Annotated in this window: 14 protein-coding genes; 8 read left to right on the top strand and 6 right to left on the bottom strand. The window is 36.7% G+C overall.

Annotation, left to right across the window (positions count from 1 at the left end):
* The first annotated feature begins 135 nt into the window (after window positions 1-135).
* On the top strand, window positions 136-594 hold the full coding sequence (locus BLQ56_RS01845; RefSeq protein WP_090849417.1) for a DinB family protein: 459 nt from the start codon (window positions 136-138) through the stop codon (window positions 592-594).
* A 262-nt stretch (window positions 595-856) separates the two neighbouring features.
* Here BLQ56_RS01845 and BLQ56_RS01840 read toward each other — a convergent pair whose 3' ends face one another.
* The gene (locus BLQ56_RS01840) at window positions 857-2101 is read right to left on the bottom strand and encodes an HNH endonuclease (RefSeq protein ID WP_090849416.1); all 1245 of its coding nucleotides are present in this window, start codon (window positions 2099-2101) and stop codon (window positions 857-859) included.
* A gap of 837 nt (window positions 2102-2938) precedes the next feature.
* Between BLQ56_RS01840 and pelA the strand changes: the two genes are divergently transcribed.
* Window positions 2939-8161 carry a pectate lyase gene (pelA, locus tag BLQ56_RS01835; RefSeq protein WP_090849415.1) on the top strand — a complete coding sequence of 1741 codons (5223 nt, stop codon included), beginning with the start codon at window positions 2939-2941 and terminating at the stop codon, window positions 8159-8161.
* Between the two features lie 383 nt (window positions 8162-8544).
* On the opposite strand, the gene BLQ56_RS01830 is transcribed toward pelA, so the two are convergent.
* Entirely contained in the window at window positions 8545-8910 is a 366-nt protein-coding gene (locus BLQ56_RS01830) for a hypothetical protein (protein WP_238457135.1), read from the bottom strand.
* 985 nt (window positions 8911-9895) lie between these two features.
* On the opposite strand from BLQ56_RS01830, the gene BLQ56_RS01820 reads away from it, so the two are divergent.
* On the top strand, window positions 9896-10831 hold the full coding sequence (locus BLQ56_RS01820) for an arabinan endo-1,5-alpha-L-arabinosidase AbnA (RefSeq protein WP_238457167.1): 936 nt from the start codon (window positions 9896-9898) through the stop codon (window positions 10829-10831).
* A gap of 555 nt (window positions 10832-11386) precedes the next feature.
* Entirely contained in the window at window positions 11387-13252 is a 1866-nt protein-coding gene (locus BLQ56_RS01815) for a rhamnogalacturonan lyase (protein WP_386756460.1), read from the top strand.
* Window positions 13253-13322: 70 nt separating this feature from the next.
* Here the strand turns inward: BLQ56_RS01815 and BLQ56_RS01810 are convergent, their stop codons facing one another.
* The gene (locus tag BLQ56_RS01810; protein WP_090849413.1) at window positions 13323-13622 is read right to left on the bottom strand and encodes a hypothetical protein; all 300 of its coding nucleotides are present in this window, start codon (window positions 13620-13622) and stop codon (window positions 13323-13325) included.
* A gap of 132 nt (window positions 13623-13754) precedes the next feature.
* Here BLQ56_RS01810 and BLQ56_RS01805 point away from each other — a divergent pair, with 132 nt between their 5' ends.
* Both BLQ56_RS01805 and BLQ56_RS01800 read left to right on the top strand, forming a co-directional pair.
* On the top strand, window positions 13755-14228 hold the full coding sequence (locus BLQ56_RS01805) for a DUF4367 domain-containing protein (RefSeq protein ID WP_090849412.1): 474 nt from the start codon (window positions 13755-13757) through the stop codon (window positions 14226-14228).
* A gap of 274 nt (window positions 14229-14502) precedes the next feature.
* On the top strand, window positions 14503-14871 hold the full coding sequence (locus BLQ56_RS01800; RefSeq protein ID WP_238457134.1) for a VOC family protein: 369 nt from the start codon (window positions 14503-14505) through the stop codon (window positions 14869-14871).
* A gap of 533 nt (window positions 14872-15404) precedes the next feature.
* On the opposite strand, the gene BLQ56_RS01795 is transcribed toward BLQ56_RS01800, so the two are convergent.
* The 3 genes from BLQ56_RS01795 to BLQ56_RS01785 all read right to left on the bottom strand — a co-directional run bounded on the left by BLQ56_RS01795 (window position 15405) and on the right by BLQ56_RS01785 (window position 19549).
* Window positions 15405-17975 carry a YfhO family protein gene (locus tag BLQ56_RS01795; RefSeq protein WP_090849411.1) on the bottom strand — a complete coding sequence of 857 codons (2571 nt, stop codon included), beginning with the start codon at window positions 17973-17975 and terminating at the stop codon, window positions 15405-15407.
* A gap of 177 nt (window positions 17976-18152) precedes the next feature.
* Window positions 18153-18551 (bottom strand): GtrA family protein, encoded by a 399-nt coding sequence (locus BLQ56_RS01790; RefSeq protein WP_090849410.1) that lies wholly within the window; start codon window positions 18549-18551, stop codon window positions 18153-18155.
* A 14-nt stretch (window positions 18552-18565) separates the two neighbouring features.
* Window positions 18566-19549, bottom strand: a complete 984-nt coding sequence (locus BLQ56_RS01785) for a glycosyltransferase family 2 protein (protein WP_090849409.1) — start codon at window positions 19547-19549, stop codon at window positions 18566-18568.
* Between the two features lie 707 nt (window positions 19550-20256).
* On the opposite strand from BLQ56_RS01785, the gene BLQ56_RS01780 reads away from it, so the two are divergent.
* Both BLQ56_RS01780 and brnQ read left to right on the top strand, forming a co-directional pair.
* On the top strand, window positions 20257-24465 hold the full coding sequence (locus BLQ56_RS01780) for a LamG-like jellyroll fold domain-containing protein (RefSeq protein WP_090849408.1): 4209 nt from the start codon (window positions 20257-20259) through the stop codon (window positions 24463-24465).
* Window positions 24466-25290: 825 nt separating this feature from the next.
* Window positions 25291-26595, top strand: a complete 1305-nt coding sequence (gene brnQ, locus BLQ56_RS01775; protein WP_090849407.1) for a branched-chain amino acid transport system II carrier protein — start codon at window positions 25291-25293, stop codon at window positions 26593-26595.
* Window positions 26596-26606 lie beyond the last annotated feature (11 nt).

The raw sequence follows: 26606 nt of genomic DNA, 5'->3' as shown, positions 1-26606 counted from the left end.
TTTGTTTGATGAGGTAATTTCTGAATGACGTCAAAATACCATTTATTATATCTCTGTTAAAAAATCCATTTTTTTCTAAAAGAGTTAACGTGCTGAAAACAATGTTTGATATAATTCGAAAGGGAGTGATTTTGAATGGAATTATTAATTGAACAATACAAACAGGGATACTCTATGATTCTTAAAGAAATAGAAGGACTTACAGAAGAGCAATTTTTGTTTAAGCCATCTGAAAAAGATTGGAGTATTAGGGAAATTATCATTCATATTTCGGATGCTGAACTAGTACATATTCACCGAATGAAAGCTGTATTATCTGAGAACAATCCTGTCCTAACTGCCTTTGATCAGGATTTATGGACGACTCGTTTAAAATCCCAACAAGTTGATCATCAATTATATCTTGAACTTTTCAAAACGATGCGTGAAAGCTTTCAACCTATTCTTCTTCAATTAACTGATCAGGACTATTTACGAATTGGCACACATAACCAAGATGGCCAACTTACGTTTAAAGAGATCTTTGAACATTCTATTGAACATATTGATACCCATATCGGACAAATCAGACGAGTGAAAAGTTTATTTCGATAGGAGACAACGGCTCAGTTCATTCTCGTGTCTCAAGGCTTTATATCTAAACAAGAATTGGTAAACGAGTGAACCGTCCCATCCTATCCCCAAAATGGTTAAAGCCATATTTAAGCTTGTAGTTTTGCACTACAAGCTTCTTTTAATATTTCAGCGATATAGCCTCAGCTAATTAAACTTCTTAGATAGTGGTGTATTCTGAACTATTAAGTTACAAAAAGCCGCACCTAGAGTGATTCAAAATTCAATTTTTCTACATCTTATTTTACTCATAATACGACATCAAGGTTGCCAAATCTAACTCAATCTCACATGTCTGAAGGCGAGCTTGTCTTTTGGAAAACAAACTCGTAATGATTGGTTCAACCTCATCTGTGTCTGCGTGATGAACCGTCTTATGGCATAAAGGACATAATGATACGATGTTTGCTTCAACATCTAAGCTTTTATTGAAGTTCTCTTGCTGTTCCATTGGAATTAAATGATGAGCTTCTACATATGTTTGACCAGTCACCTTCGATTTAAATGATGAGTGTGAAGGATTATATTCACAGGTGTATCCTGATCGAAGGATGGCTCTCTTGGCAGTCACTTGGTTTCTTGTCCACCTTTGAGATTGGCTAGAAGTGGAAAGATTTACTGGATCTACCGGTATATCAGATACTGAGGGTAAGGTAATATTGATATTTTCAATGCCGGACTGAAATGCCGCTTCATTCTCTATATCGAGGACAAATCTTAGTTCTTTCTCTAGTAATATCTTAGAAAACCTTTGATAACCGAATACATCTAACCTCTGTTGTGTTTGGTTAAATCCTTTGAAACTTGGCCAACAACTATTCATTACCTCACGATTCAATGGTTGGAAGATAGCGATGGTGTTGGCCTTGAATTTATAACATCCACGATATGTATCTTCCGACTTTTCCTCAAATACAACCTTTTTATCTAAGATGGCTGAAGCGATAATATGAGCTTTGTATTGGAATAAAACGAGAGTCCCTGCCTCGACATTCATTCCCTTTGTAAAATTAAAATCTGTACCAGGTAATACATCACTAAACCAGGCCTGTATATCATGAATAGAATATCCATCAAATTCTGGATCACTCTCTGACATTGGTAAGATACGAATCTCTTCAACATCTTGATATGGCCATACTATATTTGAAGTAAGATATTTTGGATTGATTCTTACTCTTTCATGTCCATAAATGGTATTCCACGCTCGATTATTTCGATTTCGAGTATTCGCTAGATCCGTAATAATAGTCTTCATGTCTGGATTCATAAACAGAAAATAATCTCGCCCTTTTTGTTCACTAAACATAATTGTCATTGAGTAATTATAAGATTCATATTTTTCAATGCCAGAAGTTGATTTAGGGATTAGACTCCCAATTTCTTCAATTGTATATTCTCTATCAAATTGATGACCATTTGTTTTTACAACTACTAATAATTGCTTGAAAAGCTTATCAGCATTTACATTACTTTTAAGTTCAATCATATGAATGAAACTCCTTTTAATAAGTGGGTGTTGAGGTAATTGTAACAATATGCTAGTTTTTTTGATAGTTTAACAACTGTGAGGAAAGAGATAAGCATTATAATTAAGAAAGCATTCCCGTCAATTGAATATACAGAAAAAAAGTAGGGTGAAAATGTTTTAAGATTACAGAAAAAAGTACCTTTGGTCTATTTTTAGAATGATAGAAAGACGCTCAAAAAAGAAATTATAGACCATGAAAATAGGACATCCTCAAAACGGGATGTCCTTTTGTATTCAAGAATTTTCCCCAGGATTAAAGTCAAACTAAACAGGATGCTGATGTCAAATTGATTTTGTTTAGTTAAAAGCATTATTTCACCAAGAGCTTTAGCTTTTTATAGTTCTTTTAGAATGTGAATTTAGACATAATCTTCATTGTGAATCATGCTCATTACTTGACTATTCATGTTAATTTATAAGGCTTTTTTCTTAGTTATTAGAAATTGATTATATATGAAAAAGAACCTTTTGTTTATGATTCGAAGTGTATCCTACCAAGCTTTGCAATAGTAGTAATCGAAATGGAAATGAAAGATTTTTGTTAATTTTTCAGAAGTTGTTGCTTTTTTTTAGGATCAAAATGAAAGTGCTTTCATTAGTTGGATATCGTGTCAAGACGCGCTAGTAATAGGTTTAACTGTCCTTAATCGTACAAGCTTCATTATATATGATCATTCTGATTAAGTTTTTTTGCTTACTTTAAGGAGGTGATTTTATTTAAGGTGCATGATCTTTCATCCAGACCTACATATTGATGTGGAACTGTTGTAAAAGAAGGTTACGAGGAGGAAAAGAATGAAGAAGGTTATAAACGTTTTTTTAAGCTTACTGTTATTTCTTTCAATTTTTCAGAGTAGCGTTATTCCAGTCGTGAGAGCAGCAGAGTTAGGAGAATATGAAACACTACCGTCAGAGCCAATCGAATTGATGGCTGTTCCACATGACAGTCAGCAGGTTGAGTTAACTTGGATGGCTGGTCAAGGAAAACATATTCTGTATGTTGGTTCAGGGAACGTTGCTGATGAAATGACCATGAGCCATCTAAAATCACTTGGATTTTCGGTAACGTTCAAGCAAGATAAAGACGTAATTGGAGAAGATGCAGGATCCTTTGATTTAGTATTTGTCGGCGAATCATCAAGCTCAGGAAATATAGGGAAGAAATTTATGAATGTTTCTGTTCCTGTTGTATATGCCGAGCCATTTGCGCTTGATGATGTTTATTTAAGCCAATCTACTTCTGGAATGTTCGGAAGCTATGAAGGTCAGGATTCTCTCAATATCAATACAAAAGATCATCCTTTAGCTGCTGGTTTAAGTGGTACCATCAAGGTTTACGATAAAGCTGGGAAAATCAATTATGGTACTCCTGGTGAAGAGGCAATCATCATTGCCACTGCAGCAGATGATGAAACCAAAGCAACCATTTTTGCTTATGAAAAAGGGTCTAAAAATGTAAATGGAGATCCAGTGCCAGCTCGTCAAGTATCTACGTTTTTATTTTCTGGGCAAGAGGAATATATGACTGGAGAAGGCTGGAAGTTGATAGACCAATCTGTTATGTGGGCGTTAGGACTTGAAAATAAAAAGGAGCAGACAGAAACATATACAATAAAGCGAAGCACAAAAGACGGGGGACCTTATGAAGTAATCTCAACAGATGTAACTGAAACTCGTTATGTCGATACCGGATTAACGAATGGTACACCTTACTATTATGTTATTTCTGCTGTGAATTCTATAGGAGAAAGCAACAATTCGAAGCAAGTCAGCGTGACACCTATTGAAATTCCGGACCCTCCATCAACACCAACAGGATTAAACGTTCTTTCGAGAGAGAGTCAGGTAGATTTAAGTTGGAATTCTGGTGATCAAAAAAAGATTTTATTTGTTGGTACAGGAATCCCTGCTGATGAAAAAACAATCGATCATTTAGAATCGCTTGGTTACTCGGTAGCTTTTAAGAAAGATAATGAAGTAACCAGTGAGGATGCGCTTTCCTATGATTTAGTGTTTATTGGTGAATCTTCAGGATCCGCCTATATTGGCAAAAAATTCATGACTTCACCAGTTCCTGTTGTCTATGCGGAACCTTATGCACTTGATGATGTTCATTTAAGTGAAGCTGCTTCTGGATCATTTGGAAGTTATGAAAATCAAGACTCTCTTACCGTTCATGATAGCAACCACACACTAGCTGCTGGATTAAATGGGACGATTAAAGTATATAATCAGACAGGAAAAGTCAATTTTGGGAAGCCTGGTGAAGAAGCAATCATTATTGCTACTGCAGCAGATGATAATAGTAAAGCAACCATTTTTGCATATGAAAAGGGCGCAAAAAATGTAAATGGAGACCCTGTTCCTGCGCGACGAGTATCTACATTTTTATTTGCCGGACTAGAGGATAGCATGACGGAAGAGGGTTGGATGTTGATTGATGCTTCCGTAAAATGGGCGCTTGGCATGGATGAGGAGAATCCTCATAAAGTAACCTATCATGTAAAACGTAGTACAACAAAGGAAGGTCCTTTTGAGACGATTGCTGATACTCATGAGAAAATGACATTCCGTGACACAGGGTTAGATAATAGCACGAATTATTATTATGTTATCTCAGCAAAAAATATTGGTGGGGAAAGTAAACCCTCAGAGGTAATAAGTGCGGTGCCTACATCCCCATTGCAAGCACCAACCGGCTTGTCAGCAAGTAATGGAAATGAAAAGATCACACTTAAATGGGAACCAGTTAATGAAGCTACCACTTACCAAGTCCTTCGCAGTAAAGAAAAGGGGATCGGCTATGAGGTAATTAAAGATGGATTAACTGAAACGGAATATACGGATACGGGCTTAACAAATGGTGATAGGTATTATTATGTGATATCTGCCAACAATGAAAATGCTCAGAGTGCAAATTCCAAGCCAATACTTGCAATTCCTGCTCCAGATAATGGAGTTCCTGCGATTCCAACGGGAATGGAAGCGACTGCTGGCGATGGGCAAGTTATCTTAACATGGCCTTCTGTTAATGGAGCTGACACATATACGATTAAACGAGGTTCATTTAATAGTGGAGAATATGAAGTTATTGCGACGGATGTTCAGCTTACAAGCTATCAAGACACAGGAGTAACGAATGGTGACACCTATGATTATGTGATTTCCGCAGTTAACGAAAATGGTGAGAGCTTCAACTCTGAACCAATAGCAGTTACACCTGCCAAAGTGACGGTTGTAGCAAAAGAAGGCGGCGACTTTAAAACGGTTCAAGAAGCGATTGATGCTGCACCGGATAACAGTTCAAAGCGTCATGTGATTTTCATTAAAGATGGAGAGTATCGTGAAAAGTTAACAATACCAGCAAGCAAAACAAATCTTAGTTTTGTAGGGGAAAGTAAAGAAGGCACTGTCCTAGTATATAGTGACAATGCAAACACATTAGGACAGGATGGCAAACCCTTAGGGACTTCAAAAAGTTCGAGCCTATTTATTTATGCTGATGATTTTATTGCAAAAAATATAACGATTGAAAATGATTCCGGTCAAGGTACAGGACAAGCGGTAGCCGCTTATGTTGCAGGTGACCGTGCATACTTTGAAAACGTCATGTTTTTAGGTTATCAGGATACGTTGTATACACATTCTGGAAGAGAGTATTATAAAGGCTGCTATATCGAAGGTGATGTTGATTTCATTTTTGGCGCTGCGACAGCTGTTTTTGATGAATGTCAGATTCACAGTAATCGTGACGGGGGAATGTTAACAGCTGCAAGCACACCAGAAGAGAGTCAGTTTGGCTATGTCTTCCTAAATTCAAAAATTACGTCTGACGAAGGAATAGAAGGGGTACGCTTTGGCAGACCTTGGCGTCCATATTCAGCTGTTTCCTTTATCAATACTGACATTGATGCATCTATTGCTCCTGATGGATGGGATAACTGGGGGAAACAGGCAAACGAAGAGACCGCAAGATATTCAGAATACAATAGTAAAGGACCTGGAGCAAATTCAAAAGAACGGGATCCATGGACTAAGCAACTAACAGCTAAAGAAGCAAATCAATACACCGTTCAAAATATACTAAAAGGTTCTGATGGTTGGGATCCAACTAGACTTGGAATTATCCCAATAACGGAAAAATCAAGACCAATCATTACGCTTGATCAACAAGACACCATTGTAAATAAACCAACCTTTACGATTTCAGGTAAAGTCGACAAAGAGGCGACTGTTACTGTAAATACCAAAGAAATTCCAGTAAACAAGGATTTTAGTTTTAGTACAACCGTTGAGCTTGAATCAGGACTGAACACGTTCAATTTGAAAGCCGTTGATTCTGAAGGTAATGAGTCAGTTTCTGCAGTCTTAAGGGTTGAATATGATCATAAGATACCAGTTGTGACACTAGATGAACTTGTAGGAAAGAAAGTCGGGAATCACTATAATGTGATGAACAACCCTTTTCAGATTTCCGGTAAGCTTAACGAAGCAGGGATTGTAAAGATTAATGGGGAGGAAGTAACATCTGCAGTTGATTATACATTTAGTTCTGAAGTAAATCTGAAGCCTGGATTAAATAAAGTAATCATTTCGGCAGTTGATCGAGCAGGAAATGAATCCAAACCTATCATTCTCAACATTGTCCCAAAAGGGAATGCTGTACCACCCGGTCCAATCAATATTGTAAAAAGTGTAGTAACCGGTTCAAATACGATTGAAGTTACATTTAATAGTAAGCTAAAAAACTTTGATCCTAGCGATCTTGAATTGCTGTCGGCAACAAACGATTGGACAGCACTTGACCCTGGTCTTACACCAAATTTAAACATAGAAAGTATGACTACAAAAGTGAACCAAGAAAAACAAACAATTGTGGTGATAAAAACAAAGGAGACATTTAATGAAGATGGAACAATAAATAAACCAATTGAAGAAGATCCGCATCATATTCCATATTTAAATGCCCCTTATTATAGTGGAAATAGTGCGAATGATATAAAGCAAGCTGATGCGCTACTCTCATGGCAAATGGATCATGGCGGATGGTATAAAAACATGGAGGATAAATATATTCGTCCATGGAACGGACAAGAACCTAAATCCGAAATGTATACTCCTGAAGCTGGAGAACTGGGAGTCATCGATAATAACGCAACAACAAATGAAATTCTCTTTTTAGCTCTCATGTACAAAGAAACAGGTGATACTAGATATAAAGATTCTGTTTTAAAAGGTATTAACTATTTAGTAGAGGCTCAATATGATACTGGTGGCTGGCCACAGGTATACCCTGCAAGGGGGAATTATTCTGACTATGTGACATTTAACGATAATGCGATGATACGCGTGATGAATGTATTAACAATGGCGTCGGAAAAGAAGTATCCATTCAATACAGATATCGTTGCAGATGATCTTTCAAACCAGATTAACAAGTCACTAGGTCTTGGGTTAGATTATATTTTGAACTCTCAAATTACAGTGAACGGTTTATTAACGGCATGGTGTGCTCAACATGATCCTGTCACCTATGAACCGAAGGAAGCTCGTTCATACGAACATCCGTCTATTTCAGGTTCAGAGTCAGTAGGAGTCGTGGCATATCTCATGTCATTGCCTAATCCTTCGACTGAAGTACAGGCTGCCATCGATGGTGCTTTAACTTGGTTTGAAGAAGCTAAAGTAGATGGGGTAAAATATGTTTCAGGAGATCCTGCTGGTCAATATTTTTATCCAGATTCATCCACAAACACATGGTACCGCTTCTATGACATTAGTACCAATCAACCCATTTTTTCAGGAAGAGATGGTGTGATCAAGCATACGATTCATGAAATTGAGAAGGAAAGAAGAGATGGTTACCGATGGGCAGGAGAATGGCCTCAAAAATTATTGAATATAGCGAATTCAACAGGCTATTACCAAAACCGAGTCTACTTAAAAGTAGTTGGTGAAAACTCTCAAAATGCTGTAGGTGAAACACTGGAAAAAGGAAGTTTGCACAAAATCGAATAGGTCCAGAGCCCCCAGTACATGATAAAATCTCTCCATAAGGTAGACAGATCAAATAAATAATCTGTTTTATCTTTTGGGGAGTTCTTTATGTTGAAATATATTCTGCAGATTTCAATATAGAAGGATTGATAGATTAAAAACTAACTACTTAACTATTAAAGGTTTAAAATAGAGGGACTCCACGATAAATCGGGTTATGGATAAAAAACGTACCATTTTGTAGTTTCACATGTGTTGTAAATGAGGTGTACAAACAAGCATGAAACCATGTGAGTATGAAACTGAATGTATAGTTTGCTCAAAAAGGGCAGAAAAAAACAGGCAACTATGTAGCTGCCCATCAATCATCAAGTTACATCTGACTATTATCGATCATCGCTTACCTAGTAGTATGGGTATGGGTATGGTGGATAAGCCGGAGCAAAATAAGGATAAAGTAGGAGTCCTAGTAAATTCCCATATGGGTAACGACGTCTTCGGAATCGACGATATCTTCTTCTGCGAGGAGGATAGTAATCATCGTCGTAGCCATTATATCCATTGCCATATCCATACCTAGTCATCTGTTGTTCTTCCACTTCTTCTGGAACTAACATGGTCACACTTTCCTCATCCATGCTATCAATAATTCCCTCAAACTGGGAACCATCACTCAGTTGCCCGATAACATGATAGTTCATATAGCTTTTACAAAGGTTTTTCATTTGATTACGCTGGTCCTGAGGATCCATTTGATTGTAAGTATTCATTTGAACACTCTCCCTTCATTCCTCCCTAGGATATTCAACCAGTTTGGATTATGTTAGCCTTTTGTGGAAAAATATCTAGAAAATTCTTCAGTATTCAAAATCCACCTAAGCAATGACGAGGTCATGCTAGTAGGAATCGATCAAAGAGGTTCAGTTGATCCGTTTCGATCCTATATGGGTGCGGACTATATTAATATTGAATATCATTTTCGATTTGTTCTGTTTTATATAGAGCTTCTGATAAGAAATTTAGTTTATTAGTCTCTAAAACTCATTTACAAACTATAACAAATTATATATTTTTTAACACGTTATTTACTTCTTAGTAATAAGACCTCAATACAAACTGTTTACTCTTGTAAATAGTGTTGCATGTGATCATATTACAAAAGCAAATTTTGATAATGATTGGGACTTAGGCAACAGCTGGGATCGAATTCGTGACGAGCAGGATAAGTATGGAGCATTACCTGCATACGCATATACTTCATTCGTTGAAACATCCACTCACTATTTTCTAGGATATCAATATTATCATGCAATTGATGATGCTTTGATTCCATCTGACAGGCATGAAAATGATTTAGAGGATGTCTATCTAGTAATTAAGAAAAATGGGGGATATGGTGAATTTGTGATGATGATCGCAAATAGTCATGGGGTATGTAGCAGTACACGCCAGCCAAACGTTATTTGATCAAACAAATGGTAAACATCCCAAAATCTTCATCTCTTCTAATGGAGATGTAATTAATAGTTCTTATGAAATAGGTGCTCGTGGTCACTCAATTAGTGCTTATGATCCAAAAAAGCATAATAATATACGATTTATGAGAAAGAAAATCATCCTGATATCGTATATCTTTTTTTTATGAAGAATTAAGTGTGCATTAAGGAGGTGATTGATAGATTTGTAAGGTCTAAATTTTTAATAATAATATGTTAGGAGGAGATTAGTTTGATGAAGAAAGTGAAGAAAATATCTATGTTATTTGTTATCGTGTGCCTATTAAACATTCAATTAACTGCAAGTGCCGCATTTTGGAATGTAACAGGAGAAAAAATGATACATGATCCTTCAATTATTAAAGAAGGAAACTCTTGGTATGTTTTTGGGACTGGTGAAGCTGGAAAAAATGGAATTAGAGTTTTAAAATCTGATAATGGAACAAACTGGTACACAACACCTGTCATTTTTCCTACTGCTCTATCTTGGTGGAAAACATATGTACCAAACCATGAAACAAATCAGTGGGCTCCTGATATTCAATATTATAATGGAAGGTATTGGCTTTACTATTCAGTTTCTAGCTTTGGTTCAAATACATCACTTATTGGACTTTTATCTACACACAGTATAAATTCTGGTCAGTGGAGGGATGATGGTCTAGTTGTACGTTCAACAAGCTCAAGTAATTTTAATGCAATTGACGGTGACCTTGTTATTGATAAAGATGGTAACCCGTGGTTGTCATATGGTTCTTTTTGGAGTGGAATTAAACTAACTAGATTAGATAAAAACACGATGAAGCCAACTGGAAGTGTCTATTCGATTGTATCAAGACCCAACATACCAAACAATCCAGTAGAGGCTCCTAGTATTACCTATAAAGATGGTTACTATTATTTATTTGTATCATTTGATAGATGTTGCCAAGGTGTGAATAGTACGTACAAAATCGCTTATGGTAGATCAAAGAATATAACAGGACCATATCTTGATAAAAATGGAGTAAGCATGATGAACGGTGGCGGAACGATTCTAGATGCTGGTAATGACCGTTGGAAGGGACCTGGTCACCAAGATGTATATAATAATAATGTTATCGTCCGACATGCGTATGATGCTGAAAACAATGGTCTGCCAACTTTATTAATCAATGATTTAAACTGGGATTCTCAAGGATGGCCAACCTACTAATACAAGATTGGGGAATAACACTTGAAATCTTAACCGTTAAAAAATCTATTAACATATCTAAACTAGAGTCAAAAAAACGTCTAGACCCTTGATATATAGAGGGTAAGACGTTTTTTATGTTATTGGGAATGAACGAAAAGTGTTATTAACACGTCTTGTGGGAGGGATGTGGCGACTAATAAGGTTGAACTCGTAGCTACTTTAAACAGGTTAAGAGGGGATAACTCCAGAAGATTTTTAATCTGTTTTTTAAACAATAATATCTGTTTTTTATATATGAATTTAGAAAAAGAAGGTTGATAATAATTGTGAATGTTTACCATTTTTAGGATGGGGTGATTAATGGTTAATTAATTTTAAGTATGATTCATAAAGCATTTAAAAATAAGTTTCTCTTTTGTGAATTTTTTCTATTACTCCTCATTTATTCCCTCTAATATACAGCTACTATTCACAATAAATCCTAGAAATAAAGCAATGCAACCAAGAACAAGCATATTTAAACTTTTGTATAGGAGTTGGTGAATTTTGGCAAAGAATTGGGCATACCTTAAGATGGCAAAAGGTATTGTAATAGGTACTCTAGTGGTTTCTTCACTTGTAATACCACTAACTACACAAAACAATGTTCAAGCGGCTTCATCACGACAAATGGAATCCTTAGATCGAGGTTTAACAGCTGTAAAAACGTTTGAAGGTGTGTTTATAAGCTGGAGGCTATTTGGAACAGAACCTAGTAATGTTTCATTTAACCTCTATAGAAATGGTCAGAAAGTAAATTCTAATCCAATTTCATCAAGTACAAATTATTTAGATGCAAATGGATCCACAGATTCAACCTATTATATAAAGGCAGTCATAAATAATACAGAACAAGCGGCATCTGAATCAGTTAAAGTTTGGGGTCAAAACTATTTAAACCTACCTATACAAAAACCAAGTGGAGGTACGACACCTGATGGAGTAAGTTACTCTTATAGTGCAAATGATGCCAGTGTAGGAGATTTAGATGGAGATGGTGATTATGAAATTATCGTAAAATGGGACCCTTCAAATTCAAAGGATAATTCTCAAGATGGATATACAGGAAATGTTTACGTAGATGCATACCATCTAGATGGTACTCGACTATGGAGAATAAATCTAGGTAAAAATATACGAGCAGGAGCACACTACACCCAATTTGTCGTATATGATCTAGATGGAGATGGAAGATCTGAAGTAGCTATGAAAACAGCTGATGGTACCGTAGATGGCCAAGGATCTGTGATAGGAAGTGCTAATGCTGATTATCGTGATACAAAGGGAAGGGTGTTATCAGGGCCTGAATATTTAACTATTTTTAGCGGAGGCTCTGGTCGTGCGTTGGAAAATATTCGTTTTAAACCAGAACGAGGGAATGTATGTGATTGGGGAGATTGTTATGGTAACAGAGTCGACCGCTTCCTTGCTGGTGTTGCCTACCTTGATGGTCAGAGACCAAGCTTGATCATGGGCCGTGGATATTATAATAAAACGATGCTTACTGCTTATAATTATAGAAATGGTGATGTAACAGAGTTATGGACATTTGATAGTGATGATTCAGGAAATGAAAATTATGCAGGACAGGGAAATCATAGTCTTTCCGCCGCAGATCTTGATGGAGACGGAAAAGATGAAATCGTTTATGGTGCAATGGCTATTGATGATAATGGTCGAGGCCTACATACAACAGGTTGGGGGCATGGTGATGCTCATCATGTTGGTGATTTAAATCCTAATCACTCAGGAATCGAGATTTATCAAGTACATGAAAATGCTAATTCTCCTATCGGTATGGGAATTCGCGATGGAGATTCAGGCCAACTACTATGGGGAATTAAAACAGGTAAAGATACTGGTCGAGGTGTAGCTGCGGACATTGATCCTCGTTATGCAGGTACTGAGCTTTGGGCTTCCGGTCAAGCATTATATTCTGTTACAGGTTCCCAAATTAGTAGCACACCTCCTTCTTCTATGAATTCTACTATATGGTGGGACGGAGACCTTTCTCGGGAGCTCCTTGATCATAAATGGAGTGGATCGTTTGGTGTTGGTACAATCTATAAATGGAATTATCAACAAAATAAGCTAGACACCCTTTTAACAGCATCAGGGACTTTTTCTAATAATGGGACTAAAGGAAACCCTAGTCTACAAGTTGACTTATTTGGTGACTGGAGAGAAGAAGTAATTTGGAGAACAGAAGATAGCAGTGCTTTACGAATTTATACCACTACTCATGTTACCACTCAGAGAATTTTCACACTTATGCATGATGCTCTGTACCGTACAAGTATCGCTTCTCAAAATACTGGCTATAATCAACCACCTCATACAAGCTTCTACTTAGGAAGTGGAATGAAAACACCGTCTATGCCAAGTATTTATACACCATAGCTTGTAAAAAAATGATGTAGGAAAAAAGTAAACAAAGAATACAAAAAAGGAGTCTAGTCAATATGATTGTTCAACTAGACTCCTTCTCAATCACAACTCCACCTTCTCGTTGAAACTTCCTTTTATAAGCTCGGTGAAGATGAGGCGCAGTGGGGAGGATTGATATGCTAAATCCTTTTCCACGATAAATCGGGTTATCTACAATTAAGCCTAACTCTATTAATTGTTGAATCTCCCGTGTCCTCTTTTTCAAAACAATGAAACCATCCTTTGATCCTCGAAAAATCAATTCTCCTAAAATAGTCTTTGTTCGATGAGGTAATTTCTGAATGACGTCCAAATAATAGAGTTCTCTAGCGGGAATCTTCATTTTTTAGCACCACCATGGTTATCATGATAGCATCATTTTAATCAACAAAATAGATTTCTATTCATTTTTGATAAGTGTATCAAAAGACGGAAATACTAAGCTCAAATGTTGCGATAGAAATGAGGTTGTGAGATGTCTTTTAAGGTTTATTTTATCAGTGCTATTATGCTAGTAGTCATTTGTTTCCCGGCAAACATCGATGCGAGAGAAATCAAGTATAATCATGATAGTTTAACGATTGAAGAGATTCAGGAGAAGGTATCCTTTATGGTATTAGTTCCTGAAGAATTTCCAGAGAGTTGGACGTTAGAAATTAAAACCTATCCTGATTCAAATGTGGTGAAAACCTTTAGTCTGCATTATATGGATGCTAATGATGAATTCCTGCAAGTAGGGATCGAACAAAGAGGTTCAATTGATCCGTTTCGATCCTATAATGGTATGGATGATCTTATTATTAATAAGCAACCAGCCTATTTTCAAGCATGGGAGAATGAACCATTAGGTGGGATTCTTTGCTGGAAGCAGGATGGGACCTATATCGAAATGACTAGTCATCGGATTACTAAGGAAGAAATGATTGAGATCGCTAGGTCGATAAAATAACTGTACTAGGGCGATATCATGGGAATCGCTCTTTTTCCTTTGTGAAATTTAGGATGAGCGAACGCCTCTGATTTCTGATTATCATCCAAAAAAATGGGCTGATAAGAGGGATGAAAAGCTACCAGTTAAGCACTCTATATTTCATATGTTATGGTATGATTTAGGGGAAAGTAGAAAGATATAATTTTAAACATCTTTGGCTATCGGAACAATCATCCTCAGATTATAATATAAGAGTACAATACATACTAATTTTTGGTAGGAGGAATGCCCAGTGAAAATCGAACATGTGGGAATTATGGTCAAAGATATGGACGAGTCTTTAGCGTTCTATCAAAATATCCTCGGTTTAGAATTAAGAAAGAGAGAGTGGTTAAATGACACGGTTGAGCTTGCGTTTTTATTTTTCCCAGAGCAGCCGAGTGCAGAGGTTGAGCTTGTCTATGGAGTCAAGGTTGAAAGCGAAGGAATTGTAAACCACTTGGCATTTACTGTGGGCAACATTGAAGCTGAACTCGTACGCTTAAAAGAAGCTGGTGTCAAATTAGTAGATGAGGAACCTCGAAACATTTTTAATGGTACAGTGAAGATTGCGTTTTTCGAAGGTCCGAATGGTGAGAAGCTTGAATTGGTAGAAAGATAAGGCAGTATAGCAAGAGTATGGAGTGGAGCTCCTAACAGGTACCGTTGAATCTGGAGTTTTCAATTTCATAGATGAAAAATAAGCGGAAAAATTCCCCCTATTTATGGAAATAGCCCTATTTTCTTAATAATAAGAGGAGTTTTTTCCCTTATTTAGTGAAAATCCTTGGATTTCTAATAATTTAGAGCCGTTAACGGTAATATTTCCCCTTAATCTTCCTTTTTTAAGCTTCCCATAAACAATAGCGGTAAATTCTCCTCCTATTCTCCTCCATGCACAAAAATCGATACAAGAAGGCGGAGGTGAAAGTGAGTTAGACAGAGAAATGGGCGAGGCGAGATGGCATTTACATCGCAGAGATAGTATGTTGACGAACTATCAAGATTGACAAATTCTCATTGAAATCAGTACTTAAGGTCTTATCATACTCGCTATTCATATAGTAATTTTTACGAAAAATCACAAGTTAAGTAACGAGATAGAAAAAGTCAAAAGGAAGTTAATCAACAACCCTTTGACTCAGCCTTAACCATTCATGCTCCACTACGCTTTCGATCCTTTTTCCTACCCCCAAAAACAAGAACCAAATAACCTAACAATGATACCGCCGAAACTCCCATACAAATATACAAAATTCTAGGAATATACTCTAAATGAATCTCATGCGTCCCTTTCTCCAACGGAATCCCAATAAAATTACCTATTTTAGTGTATTCGGTAGTCACACCATCAACTGTAACCTTCCAATTGTCATCATAAGGAATACTCATAAATAACATCTCTTCGTCTTGATTGACCGTGAGCTCTCCACGTACATTCGTATCAGAATAATCCTTAATGACAAGAGATTCACCTTTTAACTCATTTATCTGCTTTTCTAACATTGAATGATTTAATGTATAAAAAACAGGCGTTTGAAGACTTTGTAGGCTATCTTTTAGCTTAATGTTGATCGTTAGTTTTTCATCTTGGTAAGTACCTAAATGAAGTAAGTTTGATATTTCCGTCTTTAACGCAACAATAGGTGTGTTGTTTATGAAGATTTCGATCTTATCTTCAACATTCTTATAAGTCTCACTGTCCACCTTCATATATAATTCTCTTGTTTCATTGATGCTTATGTTTGCTTCTATAGAAGGAGTTGAAGTTGCTGTCTGTCTTTGTAGCAGACTATTTCCCTCAGCATCTAATTGACTCACTAATCCGTTTAATGTTAGTTGAGGGTCTTGCTGTTCATAATAGAAAGCATCGCTGTTATGACCATTAATTAGACTGTTTTGTATGCTGAATAGGTCTGTTTCACCGATGTGAGTCATAAATCCTTCATTCACCATGTATCCTAATGGAAGATTCGTATTGATTTTATATACATTAATCTCTTCTTCTTCAAACATCTTCGTATAGATTCTATCATCTAATTCTTGGGTGGTTACGACATATTTAAATCCTAATAAGGTATCACTCAAAAAGATTCCATTCTCCATCCCAGCTGCCCGAGTATTAGCAGGGTAACCAAGCTGATTTAAAAATAGATTATGCTCTGCCTGACCAGTAGAGGTATAGATGGACATGCCTTTATATTTATATCTTAGGGATTCATTTTTTGATTGTGATAGGCTCGGTTCAACCTTCGTTCGGAAAAACGAATCATCCATCTCATGCAATCGGTCAATGGCGTTTGAGTATGAAGGGTTATGGGTGTTATACCAGTTATATGGTCGAGAAACCTTCATATAGTTTACTAAAACAGCTTGGATATTCAGCCCAAGATCAATAAAGATCAGAAGGCATAGGCCGATTTTAGCAAGAGTATGTACCTTACTAGACATTTTCTTATTCATTAAAATAACAAGTATTACGGTAAACAAAGCCAATAACACTATATTTCGATTAATTAAATCTAAATTAAAGACCGTCTGATTAAATAGCTTGTTTGCTAAACTTAAGATCACTATGTTAAAAATAAGCACAATCATCAATGGCTTTATTGTCGAGAATTCCAACTTAGTGAGTGCTTTTACAGAAAAGATGATCATTAAGAATGACACAATAAATGCATAGCGATAATAAGCACCATTTGGCATTTCAAAAACATGCCAAGCCATGTTTAATAAAGTGCTTGTCATACTGAATAAAACAAACGCTACTAACAATCCGTAAACAACCCGTTCTCTAACATGGTATTTATCATTAAAGAAATATAAAGGCACTAATAAAAGAACCACGAGCCCCGCATAAATACTTATATTTTGAATGGGAGTCGTACCATTGAAAAAATAAGAATATAGCTCTAGCGGGTTTAATAGATAGGTAGTTAACTCAATTGCTTCAGACGTATACTTATTACTTCTTAGTTCAAGGTATGTAGGAATAGTGATGAATGACGTGAATAAAAAGGCGAAAAAGACGCTCTTGAAAAAGAGTACGACTCTATTTATCAGCTCTTTTTTGTTAAATTGATGTACAATGCATTCAGCAACAAAATAGAGAAAGACAAAAATTCCAACCATATACGCAATATAGAAATTTGCAAAGAATAAGATCGTTAAGCTGATTAAGAATAAAGAGTGCTTTTCAGATTTTAATAGATCATGAACGCCTGCAATGATCAGTGGTAGTAAATAAATCGCATCTAACCACATTGGTAAGAAGTAATAGGTAATCGAAAATGAAATCAGTGCATAGCTGATTGAAAAGATAAAAATGATGAATCCTTGTTTTGTAAAATGCTTTTTTAATAAATACGACATGGTCACAGAACTGAGCCCGATTTTCGCTAGCCAAATCATTAAGATAGAATAAGGCATATAAGATTCTGGGAATAGCAGGATTAAAATCGATAATGGTGATGATAAATAATAACAGATGGTGGCCCAAAAAGAGGTGCCCATTCCATAATTCCATGTATAAATCGCGCTGCTGTCTCCTTGAAAGACATCATATAAATGATGATAAAACATCGTCATTTGAGCTGGGAGATCAATATACCAAATCGATTCCTCACCAAACGGAGCTATTTTTAATTTTATAAGTACAGTTAATAATATAAAAATAGGGGTGATAAATAACCCCAAGAGCTTCAGTACATCTTTTGTTTTGTTCATGAACTAATATCCTTTCAATTTCTCATGAGTCAGGCTGTTGACAAACGCTCGTATTCTTCGTTGCAACCCCTCGCTCGGTGCTCATTACCCTCTTGGTAACTCCGCTCCTCTCAAGGGGGTGCGCCTCGACTTCAAGCGTTTTCAATCAGCCTGGGTTCTCAAAGTATACTTTTTCTACTATTTTTCTAAGGTCTTAAAGATAATAAATTTACTAGCGAAATAGTTGAAAATAACAACCAATACGTTTGCTAGTACCTTTGCATACAAGCTGTCCATTTGAATGGATTCCACCAGCATAATCATGGTGATAAGGTCTAATGCGTAGGACAGCAAGCGAAAAAAGATAAAAGAAGAAAACTCTTTTATAACGGAATAGACATCTTTACCAATACTATTAAACACATACAATTTATTTGTCACAAAAGCAAAAATGACGGATAAAATCCAGGCAATGCTGGTTGCTAGTCGGTAATCCAACCCAACCAGACGATCAAGGATCCAAAAGCTGATAATATTAATAGCAGTTGTTAGTACCCCAAAGATTAGATAGTTTATGATTTCTTTCTTATTGTTCATAGTCTCCCTCTGTTTCAGTGATGCACAAATGTTTTAACTTCAGCTATATCTGTGTTTCGGTTTAAAGCCTTTTGATTATTATATTCATCTATTAAATAAAGTGGTCGACGTTTCGTCTCATTGAAGATTCTCCCCAAATACTCTCCGATAATTCCTAATGAGAGCAGTTGAATTCCACCTAAAAATAAAACGACTGTCATTAAAGAAGGATATCCAGCAACAGATGCCCCGAATAAAAGTGTGTTTGTTACAATCCAAATAATATAGATAAAAGAAAAAAAGGATACTACACAACCAAATAAAGCTGATAATCTCAATGGAGCCGTTGTAAACGAAGTAATTCCCTCGATGGCTAAGTCTACTAATCTAGCATAATTCCATTTTGTTTCACCAGCAGCTCTTGAATCACGGTCAAATAATAGCTCCATTTTATGATAGCCAATCCAGCTAAACATTCCTTTTGTGTACCTTTGAGTCTCACGGATTTGCTTAAGTGCTTCCACACATCGCCTATCAAGGAGGCGAAAATCACCAGTATTTTCTTGAATCGGAATCTTTGTTATTTTTTGAAGCAGCTTATAAAAAGTGGAGGATGACCATTTTTTAAACCATGATTCACCAGACCGAGACTTTCTCTTGGCGTAAACATCATCATATCCCATTTCCCAATACTTAATCATTTCAGGGATTAACTCTGGAGGATCCTGCAAATCAGCATCGATTATGATAACAGCATCACCTTTGGCATGGTCTAAGCCTGCAATCATAGCAATCTCTTTCCCGAAATTACGAGACAGATTCAGATAAGAAACTCCTTTATCTCGTTCTCTTATTTTTTTTATAATCGATAAGGTATGATCTTTACTACCATCATTCACAAATAAAATTTCAAATTGGTAGGAAGGTACACTACTTATCACTTTATTTAATCGATCATATAGTTGCTGTAGGACATCCTCTTCATTATAGGCAGGCACTAAGATTGTTAACAGATTCATTTATTATTACTCCTTTTACAATCGAAAAAAAATCAGGGTTCTTTACATTCCTGTTAGTTGGTAAAAATAGAATAATTTACCATTGATAAGGATACCACATATTCTGTTTAAATAAAACAATTGAGATTTTATAGGGAATCGTTGTCGAATTTGGGCTAGTAATCTGTTAGATTCCACTTAAAATCTAGTTTTTTCATACAACTTTACTAGATCTTCACCGCAAACTTATTTGCATGCTGTAGGCTACTATAACAATTGGGGGGAATGGCTAATTCATACGGAGAACTAGTTGTAGGAATTTATGTTTTTTTGTCAATTTGTACGTATGAATAATTGTGTAGATGGTGTGACTTGTTTATTTTTTTTAAAAAATAATTGGTTGTATGCACAAGCTGAATGCTGTTTTTAGTATAATGTACTATAAATGGTAATATTTTTCTTAATTTTATTGAGATTTTACTAGAATTATAGTATTGTTAATTTTGAAGTGACTTATTTGAGTTTTTTGTTGTAAGCGTTTCACCACTTATAAGTACATGTGTGGGAGAAGGAGGGGGTTTATGTAAGCCATTTTACCGACTTTTGAGCTTTTGTATGGATATGTCACTTAGAAAGTTGAGTAAAAAGAATGTCGCTTCTTTGTCGCTTTTTCAAAACGAAAGAATGATTGCGCTATCATAATAATAAGAAGAGAAGGTGTAGGCTAAGTGAATAAACGATTCTTAAAAAGAATGACACTTGTTTTTTTAGCAGTGATTTTATTGTTCCCAGGTGCTAGTTTTGCTGCGGAACCAACAACAACTAATACAGAATCACCTGAACTGACCTTTGAAAGGGCATCTGTACATGATCCTTCAATTATAAAAGATAATGAAAGCGGTACATATTATGTGTTTGGTTCACATATTGCTGCTGCTAAGTCGACCGATTTAATTAATTGGGAAAACTTCACAAATGGATATAGCACTCCAAATAACACTCTTTATGGCGATTTATCTGCAAATCTAGCAGAGTCATTTAAGTGGGCAGGAGAAAATGATTCAGATAGTAAAAATGGGTTCGCAGTTTGGGCTCCAGATATTATTTGGAATAAGGATTTTGTGAATGAAGATGGAACGACTGGTGCATATACGATGTATTACAGTGTTTCTTCTACTTATATTCGTTCTGCGATAGGGATTGCGTCTTCGAAGAATATTGAAGGTCCTTATAAATATGTAGATACAATTATGTACTCAGGCTTTACGAACGTAGAAGCCTATGATAATAACAGTCAAGTAAATAAACACTGGTCAAACACGAATCTATCAAAACTAATCGATAATGGTACGATCAAAGAGGTAAATCCAGCATGGTTTACTTCAACTGGTGCTTATAATAATAAGCTTTATACAAATGCAATTGATGCAAACATTCTATATGGTAGAGATGGCAAGCTATGGATGACATACGGATCATGGTCTGGTGGTACATTCGTTTTAGAATTAGATAAACAAACAGGCTTACCATATTATCCTGGAGTAGATGGACAAACAGAAGATGGTAGAATGATTGATCGATATTTCGGTACGAAGATTGCAAATGGATATGGTAGATCTGCAGAAGCAACATATGCATTATATGATGCGCAAACAGACTATTATTACTTATATATCACTTACGGCGGATTAGCGTCTGATGGTGGTTATCAAATGAGACAGTTCAGATCGAAAAATATCGAGGGTCCTTATGTAGATGCAGACGGAACTCAAGCTGTACATCCAGAATCATTTGATCTTGGGGTAGGAAACTTCCCAGGAAATGATGATCATAAAGAAATTGGAAATAAAATGATCGGAAACTTCTTATTTAAAAGAGATCTAGGAGAAGCTGGTACAGGAATTGGAACAGGTTACCTATCTCCAGGACATAACTCTTATTATATTGATGAAGAGGCTGGTAAGGAATTTTTCGTTACTCATACACGTTTCCCACAACAAGGAGAAATGCATGAGGTTCGTGTACACCAGGCATTTAAAAATAGTAGTCAATGGCCAGTACCAACACCATACCACTATGCTGGTGAGACGATCGAAACAGTTTCGAATACAGATGTACTAGGTGATTATAAATATATTAATCATGGTAAAGAAATTACTGGTGATTTAACAGAGTCAACATGGGTGAAATTAAATGCTGACCAAACAATCTCTGGATCTGTTACTGGTACATGGAGACTATATGACAACTACAAAGCTGAGTTAACAATTGATAATGAAGGTACGTATGATGGTGTATTCATTCGTCAATATGACCCTACTTCAAAGAGCTGGGTAATGACTTTTAGTGCAATGTCAGGTGACGGAGTTGTTATTTGGGGTAGTCATGTGGAAGCTTCTTCAGATGCAGAACTCGTACAAGCAATTAAGGCTGAAATGAGTACGATGTATCCAGCTACTGTGATTAGTGATTTAAACCTTCCAACGCTAGCAACAAGAGGAACTGCAATCTCTTGGGAATCTTCTCATCCAGAAGTCGTTTCAACTGACGGAGTGGTTGTAAGACCAACCTTTGGAGCAGAAGATGCAGTAGTAGATTTAACAGCAACGATTACATTAGGTGACGTAACAGAGACGCTAACAATTACAGTGACTGTGCTTGCAGAGGAACAAGGTGGACTTGCTGCTTATTATGATTTCAGTGATGGCTTTAATGACCGTTCTGGAAATCAAGCTGCTGCGACTGTAACTGGTAACAGAATTAATAATGAGGGTGGAGAAATTACACTAGTCGATGGTGTAGTAGGACAAGCCGCTAAATTTGATGGTAACTCTGGACTACGTCTTGCTGACGGGTTAGTTTCAGGTGATACTTATTCAATCTCATTATGGTTAAAACCAGAGGCTATTACTGAATTCACAACCGCATTCTTCGGTGCGAAAACAGATGCGAATTGGCTAAGTGTTGTACCATATACATCATGGGGTAACACAATGGTTTGGTCAAATAACGGTGGCGAATGGTATGATGCAAATACAGATATGACGATACCTGTAGATGAATGGAGCCATGTAACGTTAACGGTTAACAAAGGTAATGTTGAGTTTTATATTAATGGTCAGGCTAAGTTTGAAGGAACTGGCTTCCCACATGTGTTTGACACATTAGATGCAGCGTTTGGTTTAGGGGTTAACTATTGGGATACTCCTTTCAAAGGATTGATGGATGAGGTTCGTGTATATAATGGTGTAGCTCTTCCAGCTGAAGAAGTACTATCATTATATGAAAATCCAGATGGCTTAACTGCTAATTATGCGTTTGAAGATGATTTAGTTGATCTTACTGCAAACAATACAGATGGAACGATTACTGGTAACTTTATTGATAGTACTGGTGGCGAGATTTCATTTGCTGAAGGTATTAAAGGTAAAGCTGCAGTATTTAACGGAGCTTCAGGTATCCAATTACCAAATGGGCTTATTTCAAGCAACTCTTATTCTGTATCTGTTTGGTTAAAGCCAGAGGAGTTAACACAGCATACAACAACCTTCTTTGGAGCAAGAACAAATGAGAGCTGGTTAAGTCTAGTACCATTTGGACCAGGTGTAGGAGATACAATGGTATGGTCTGGTACTCAGTGGTATGATGCAACTACAGGCATGCAGATCCCAGTAAATGAATGGACAAACGTAGCGTTTACTGTTGATAATGGCCAAATCACTGTGTATGTAAATGGTGAGGAAGCATTTGCAGGAGAAGGATTTACAGACCTATTTACAACGACTGATGGTGTATTTTCATTAGGTGTTAACTATTGGGATACTCCATATAAAGGATTAATGGATGACCTATTAATCTATGGAAACACTGCTCTTACTAGTGCAGAAGTTAAAGCTTATTATGATAGTGTAGTAGGCGATCCAGGAACAGACCCAGGAACAGACCCAGGAACAGATCCAGGAACAGATCCAGGAACAGATCCAGGAACAGATCCAGGAACAGATCCAGGAACAGATCCAGGAACAGACCCAGGAACAGATCCAGGGACTGACCCAGGAACAGATCCAGGAACAGACCCAGGAACAGACCCAGGAACTGATCCAGGAACAGACCCAGGAACAGATCCAGGGACTGACCCAGTGAAAGATCCTGTAAAAGATCCTGTGAAAGATCCAGTGAAAGATCCAGTCAAAGATCCGGTGAAAGATGTAGTAAAAGATAAGAAAGAGCTAGTAAAAGAAGGTAAAGTGTATAAAACGAAAAAAGCTTCAAGTGAAACATCAATTACAAAAGAAGTCCTTGACCAATTGGAAGATGATGCTTCGATTGAAATGACTTATAAAGGTGTAACAGCAGCTGTCCCTGTCGCTCTTTTAAAAACAGGTGCAGACATTACATTTAAGTTTGGTGAAGTATCAAAAGCGGTCGTAGATAAAAACAATAACGCTGTTAGTGAGTTATTTGATTTTAATATCTTAAATGGTGATGGAAGTAAAATATCGGAGTTTGGTAACACTCCAGTCACATTATCATTTAAAATCGATCCAAAAAAGGTTAAGAATACGGCTGATTTAAAAGTGGTTTATATTGATAAAGATGGTAATAAAACGGACGAAGTATTCAAAGGAACTTTTGATGCTGAAACTAATACGTTGACCGCTGAGGTTACGCATTTCAGTATTTATGGGGTATTTGAAATTGCTTCAAGTCCAGCAGAGCCAGTAACAGATCCAGAAACAAAGGATCCAGCTAAGGAAGAACCAGTAGCAAAAGATCCAGAAACAAAGGATCCAGTCAAAGAAAAAACAGGCAATGGAGAGAAGCTACCTGAAACAGCAACGAATGTATTCAATTTATTAACATTTGGTGCGTTATTAATGGTTGTAGGTGCTAGCATCCTCTTCATCATTAGAAAAAGAAATAAAGTAATAGGGTAAGGAATTAAACCTTCTTTTGCACTCTTAACAGGTGCAAAAGAAGGTTTTTTATTTTTGTCTCAGTCTAATAATTGTGGGAGATTTATCTTGTGCAGAGAGTCTGGGGTTGGGATGACTTCGGACAGGCGTTGTGAAGATGAATGTACCTAAGTCTCGAACTAGGGTCGACTTCAGACAAGAGAAGTTATTGTAAGTTTATCAGAGTCCGAACTAGGTTCGACTTCAGACAAGAGTAGTGATGGCAAGTGCACCAGAGTCTGAACCAGGATCAACTTCAGACAAGGAGTAGTGGTTGCAAGTTTAAAGAGTCCGAACTAGGGTCGACTTCAGACAGGAGAAGTGATTGCAAATGCATCAGGGTCCGAAGTTGGGCTGACTTCAGACAAGAGAAGTGATTTGCAAGTGCGGCAGAGTCCGAAGTTGGGATGACTTCAGACAAGAGAAGTGATTGCAAATGCACCAGGGTCCGAAGTTGGGCTGACTTCAGACAAGAGAAGTGATTGCAAGTGCACCAGAGTCCGAACTAGGGTCGACTTCAGACAAGAGAAGTGATTGCAAATGCACCAGAGTCTTAACTAGGCATGACTTCAGACGGTTTTTCTTACTGGAAATAATGAACAATTTAAGTATTTCGAAACTTTAGGTACGAATTTCGATAATTAATGGTAAACTATAAACGGATTTGTCATAATTAATGTTGAAATATGTCGAATTTTTAAAAACACAATTTGAATCTTTGATAAACGTAACCTGAATGTTATCGATATAATTGGTCATCATTTTCAAAGATTATTCAAATGATCATTTTTGGAGGATCTATTTTTTATGAGAAGTAAGTTACCAACAAAGGAAATTATTGCTTTAGGCTTTTTTATGTTTGCTTTATTTTTAGGAGCGGGGAATTTAATCTTTCCGCCATTGCTTGGACAAAAGGCGGGTGAGTCTGTTTGGCCTGCGGTGATCGGGTTTTTAGCTACAGGAGTGGGTCTTCCTCTTCTAGCAATTATTGCGATTTCGAATGTTGAAGGAGATTTAGACGTCCTTTCAAAAAGGGTACATAAGAGATTTGCTCTAGTTTTTCCAGTCGTTATTTATTTAACAATTGGTCCGTTTTTTGGAATCCCTCGAACAGGAACAGTGGCTTATGAAGTTGGGGTTGTTCCTTTTCTAGATAGCCCGAGTCAATTAAGTTTATTTCTTTCGACACTCATCTTTTTCTCGGTTACGTTCTGGCTTGCTCTTAATCCAGCAAAACTCGTTGACCGTGTTGGAAAAATACTAACTCCTATTCTTTTTATCCTCATTGTGGTGATCTCGATTAAAGGGTTTGTTTCACCCTTGGGTGTTATGCGCGAACCAGTGGAATCTTTCAAAGAGGGAGCGTTTTTTAGCGGTTTTCTAGAAGGCTTTCTAACGATGGACGCCATTGCAGCACTCGTTTTTGGAATTGTCATTATTAATCGGATTCAAGAAAAAGGTGTTAATCAAGTAAGAGAGATCCGCTCTTATACAATTAAAGCGGGTATGATTGCCGGTGCTGGTCTTTCGTTTGTATATCTTTCACTCGCTTATATTGGTGCCACTAGTGTAGATGCTGTTGGTATCCAGGATAATGGGGGAGCCATTCTTACATCTGTTACTTCTCTATTATTTGGTAGAATGGGTTCACTTTTGCTTGCTTTAGTCATCGTTGGGGCATGTTTGACAACTTCTATTGGTTTAGTTTCTGCGTGTGGAGAGTTTCTAGCCAAGCGTTTTAGTCGTGTATCATATCCAGTCATTATTGCGATTTTATGTTTGTTTAGTTTTACCATGGCTAACCTAGGGTTATCACAGTTAATTTCATTTTCATTACCTCTACTGATCGCTATTTATCCGATTACGATTGTATTGATTGTTTTATCACTACTAGAATCAATCAAATCGATTTCAAGCTCTATTTATATTGGGGCAATAGCGGGTGCGAGTATTGTGAGTGTTTATGATGGATTCGTTTTAGCAGGGCTTGAGTCTGTCTATATTTCTAATGCGCTAGCGTATCTACCTTTATATTCAGAGGGAGTAGGTTGGTTGTTGCCAAGTATTTTAGGTGGCCTTATTGGTTTAATTTATAGGTATGTCAAACGTTAATCTAGATAATA

The organism is Litchfieldia salsa, from assembly GCF_900104555.1.
GTDB lineage: Bacteria > Bacillota > Bacilli > Bacillales > Bacillaceae_L > Litchfieldia > Litchfieldia salsa.
Note: the sequence above shows the minus strand (reverse complement) of the source record. Positions and strands in the feature narration are given on the sequence as shown.

What these genes read in the sequence shown, in the direction of transcription:
- BLQ56_RS01845 (WP_090849417.1), top strand. Translation starts at nt 136, where the DNA reads ATGGAATTATTAATTGAACAATACAAACAGGGATACTCTATGATTCTT.
- BLQ56_RS01840 (WP_090849416.1), bottom strand. Translation starts at nt 2,101, where the DNA reads ATGATTGAACTTAAAAGTAATGTAAATGCTGATAAGCTTTTCAAGCAA.
- pelA (WP_090849415.1), top strand. Translation starts at nt 2,939, where the DNA reads ATGAAGAAGGTTATAAACGTTTTTTTAAGCTTACTGTTATTTCTTTCA.
- BLQ56_RS01830 (WP_238457135.1), bottom strand. Translation starts at nt 8,910, where the DNA reads ATGAATACTTACAATCAAATGGATCCTCAGGACCAGCGTAATCAAATG.
- BLQ56_RS01820 (WP_238457167.1), top strand. Translation starts at nt 9,896, where the DNA reads ATGTTATTTGTTATCGTGTGCCTATTAAACATTCAATTAACTGCAAGT.
- BLQ56_RS01815 (WP_386756460.1), top strand. Translation starts at nt 11,387, where the DNA reads ATGGCAAAAGGTATTGTAATAGGTACTCTAGTGGTTTCTTCACTTGTA.
- BLQ56_RS01810 (WP_090849413.1), bottom strand. Translation starts at nt 13,622, where the DNA reads ATGAAGATTCCCGCTAGAGAACTCTATTATTTGGACGTCATTCAGAAA.
- BLQ56_RS01805 (WP_090849412.1), top strand. Translation starts at nt 13,755, where the DNA reads ATGTCTTTTAAGGTTTATTTTATCAGTGCTATTATGCTAGTAGTCATT.
- BLQ56_RS01795 (WP_090849411.1), bottom strand. Translation starts at nt 17,975, where the DNA reads ATGAACAAAACAAAAGATGTACTGAAGCTCTTGGGGTTATTTATCACC.
- BLQ56_RS01790 (WP_090849410.1), bottom strand. Translation starts at nt 18,551, where the DNA reads ATGAACAATAAGAAAGAAATCATAAACTATCTAATCTTTGGGGTACTA.
- BLQ56_RS01785 (WP_090849409.1), bottom strand. Translation starts at nt 19,549, where the DNA reads ATGAATCTGTTAACAATCTTAGTGCCTGCCTATAATGAAGAGGATGTC.
- brnQ (WP_090849407.1), top strand. Translation starts at nt 25,291, where the DNA reads ATGAGAAGTAAGTTACCAACAAAGGAAATTATTGCTTTAGGCTTTTTT.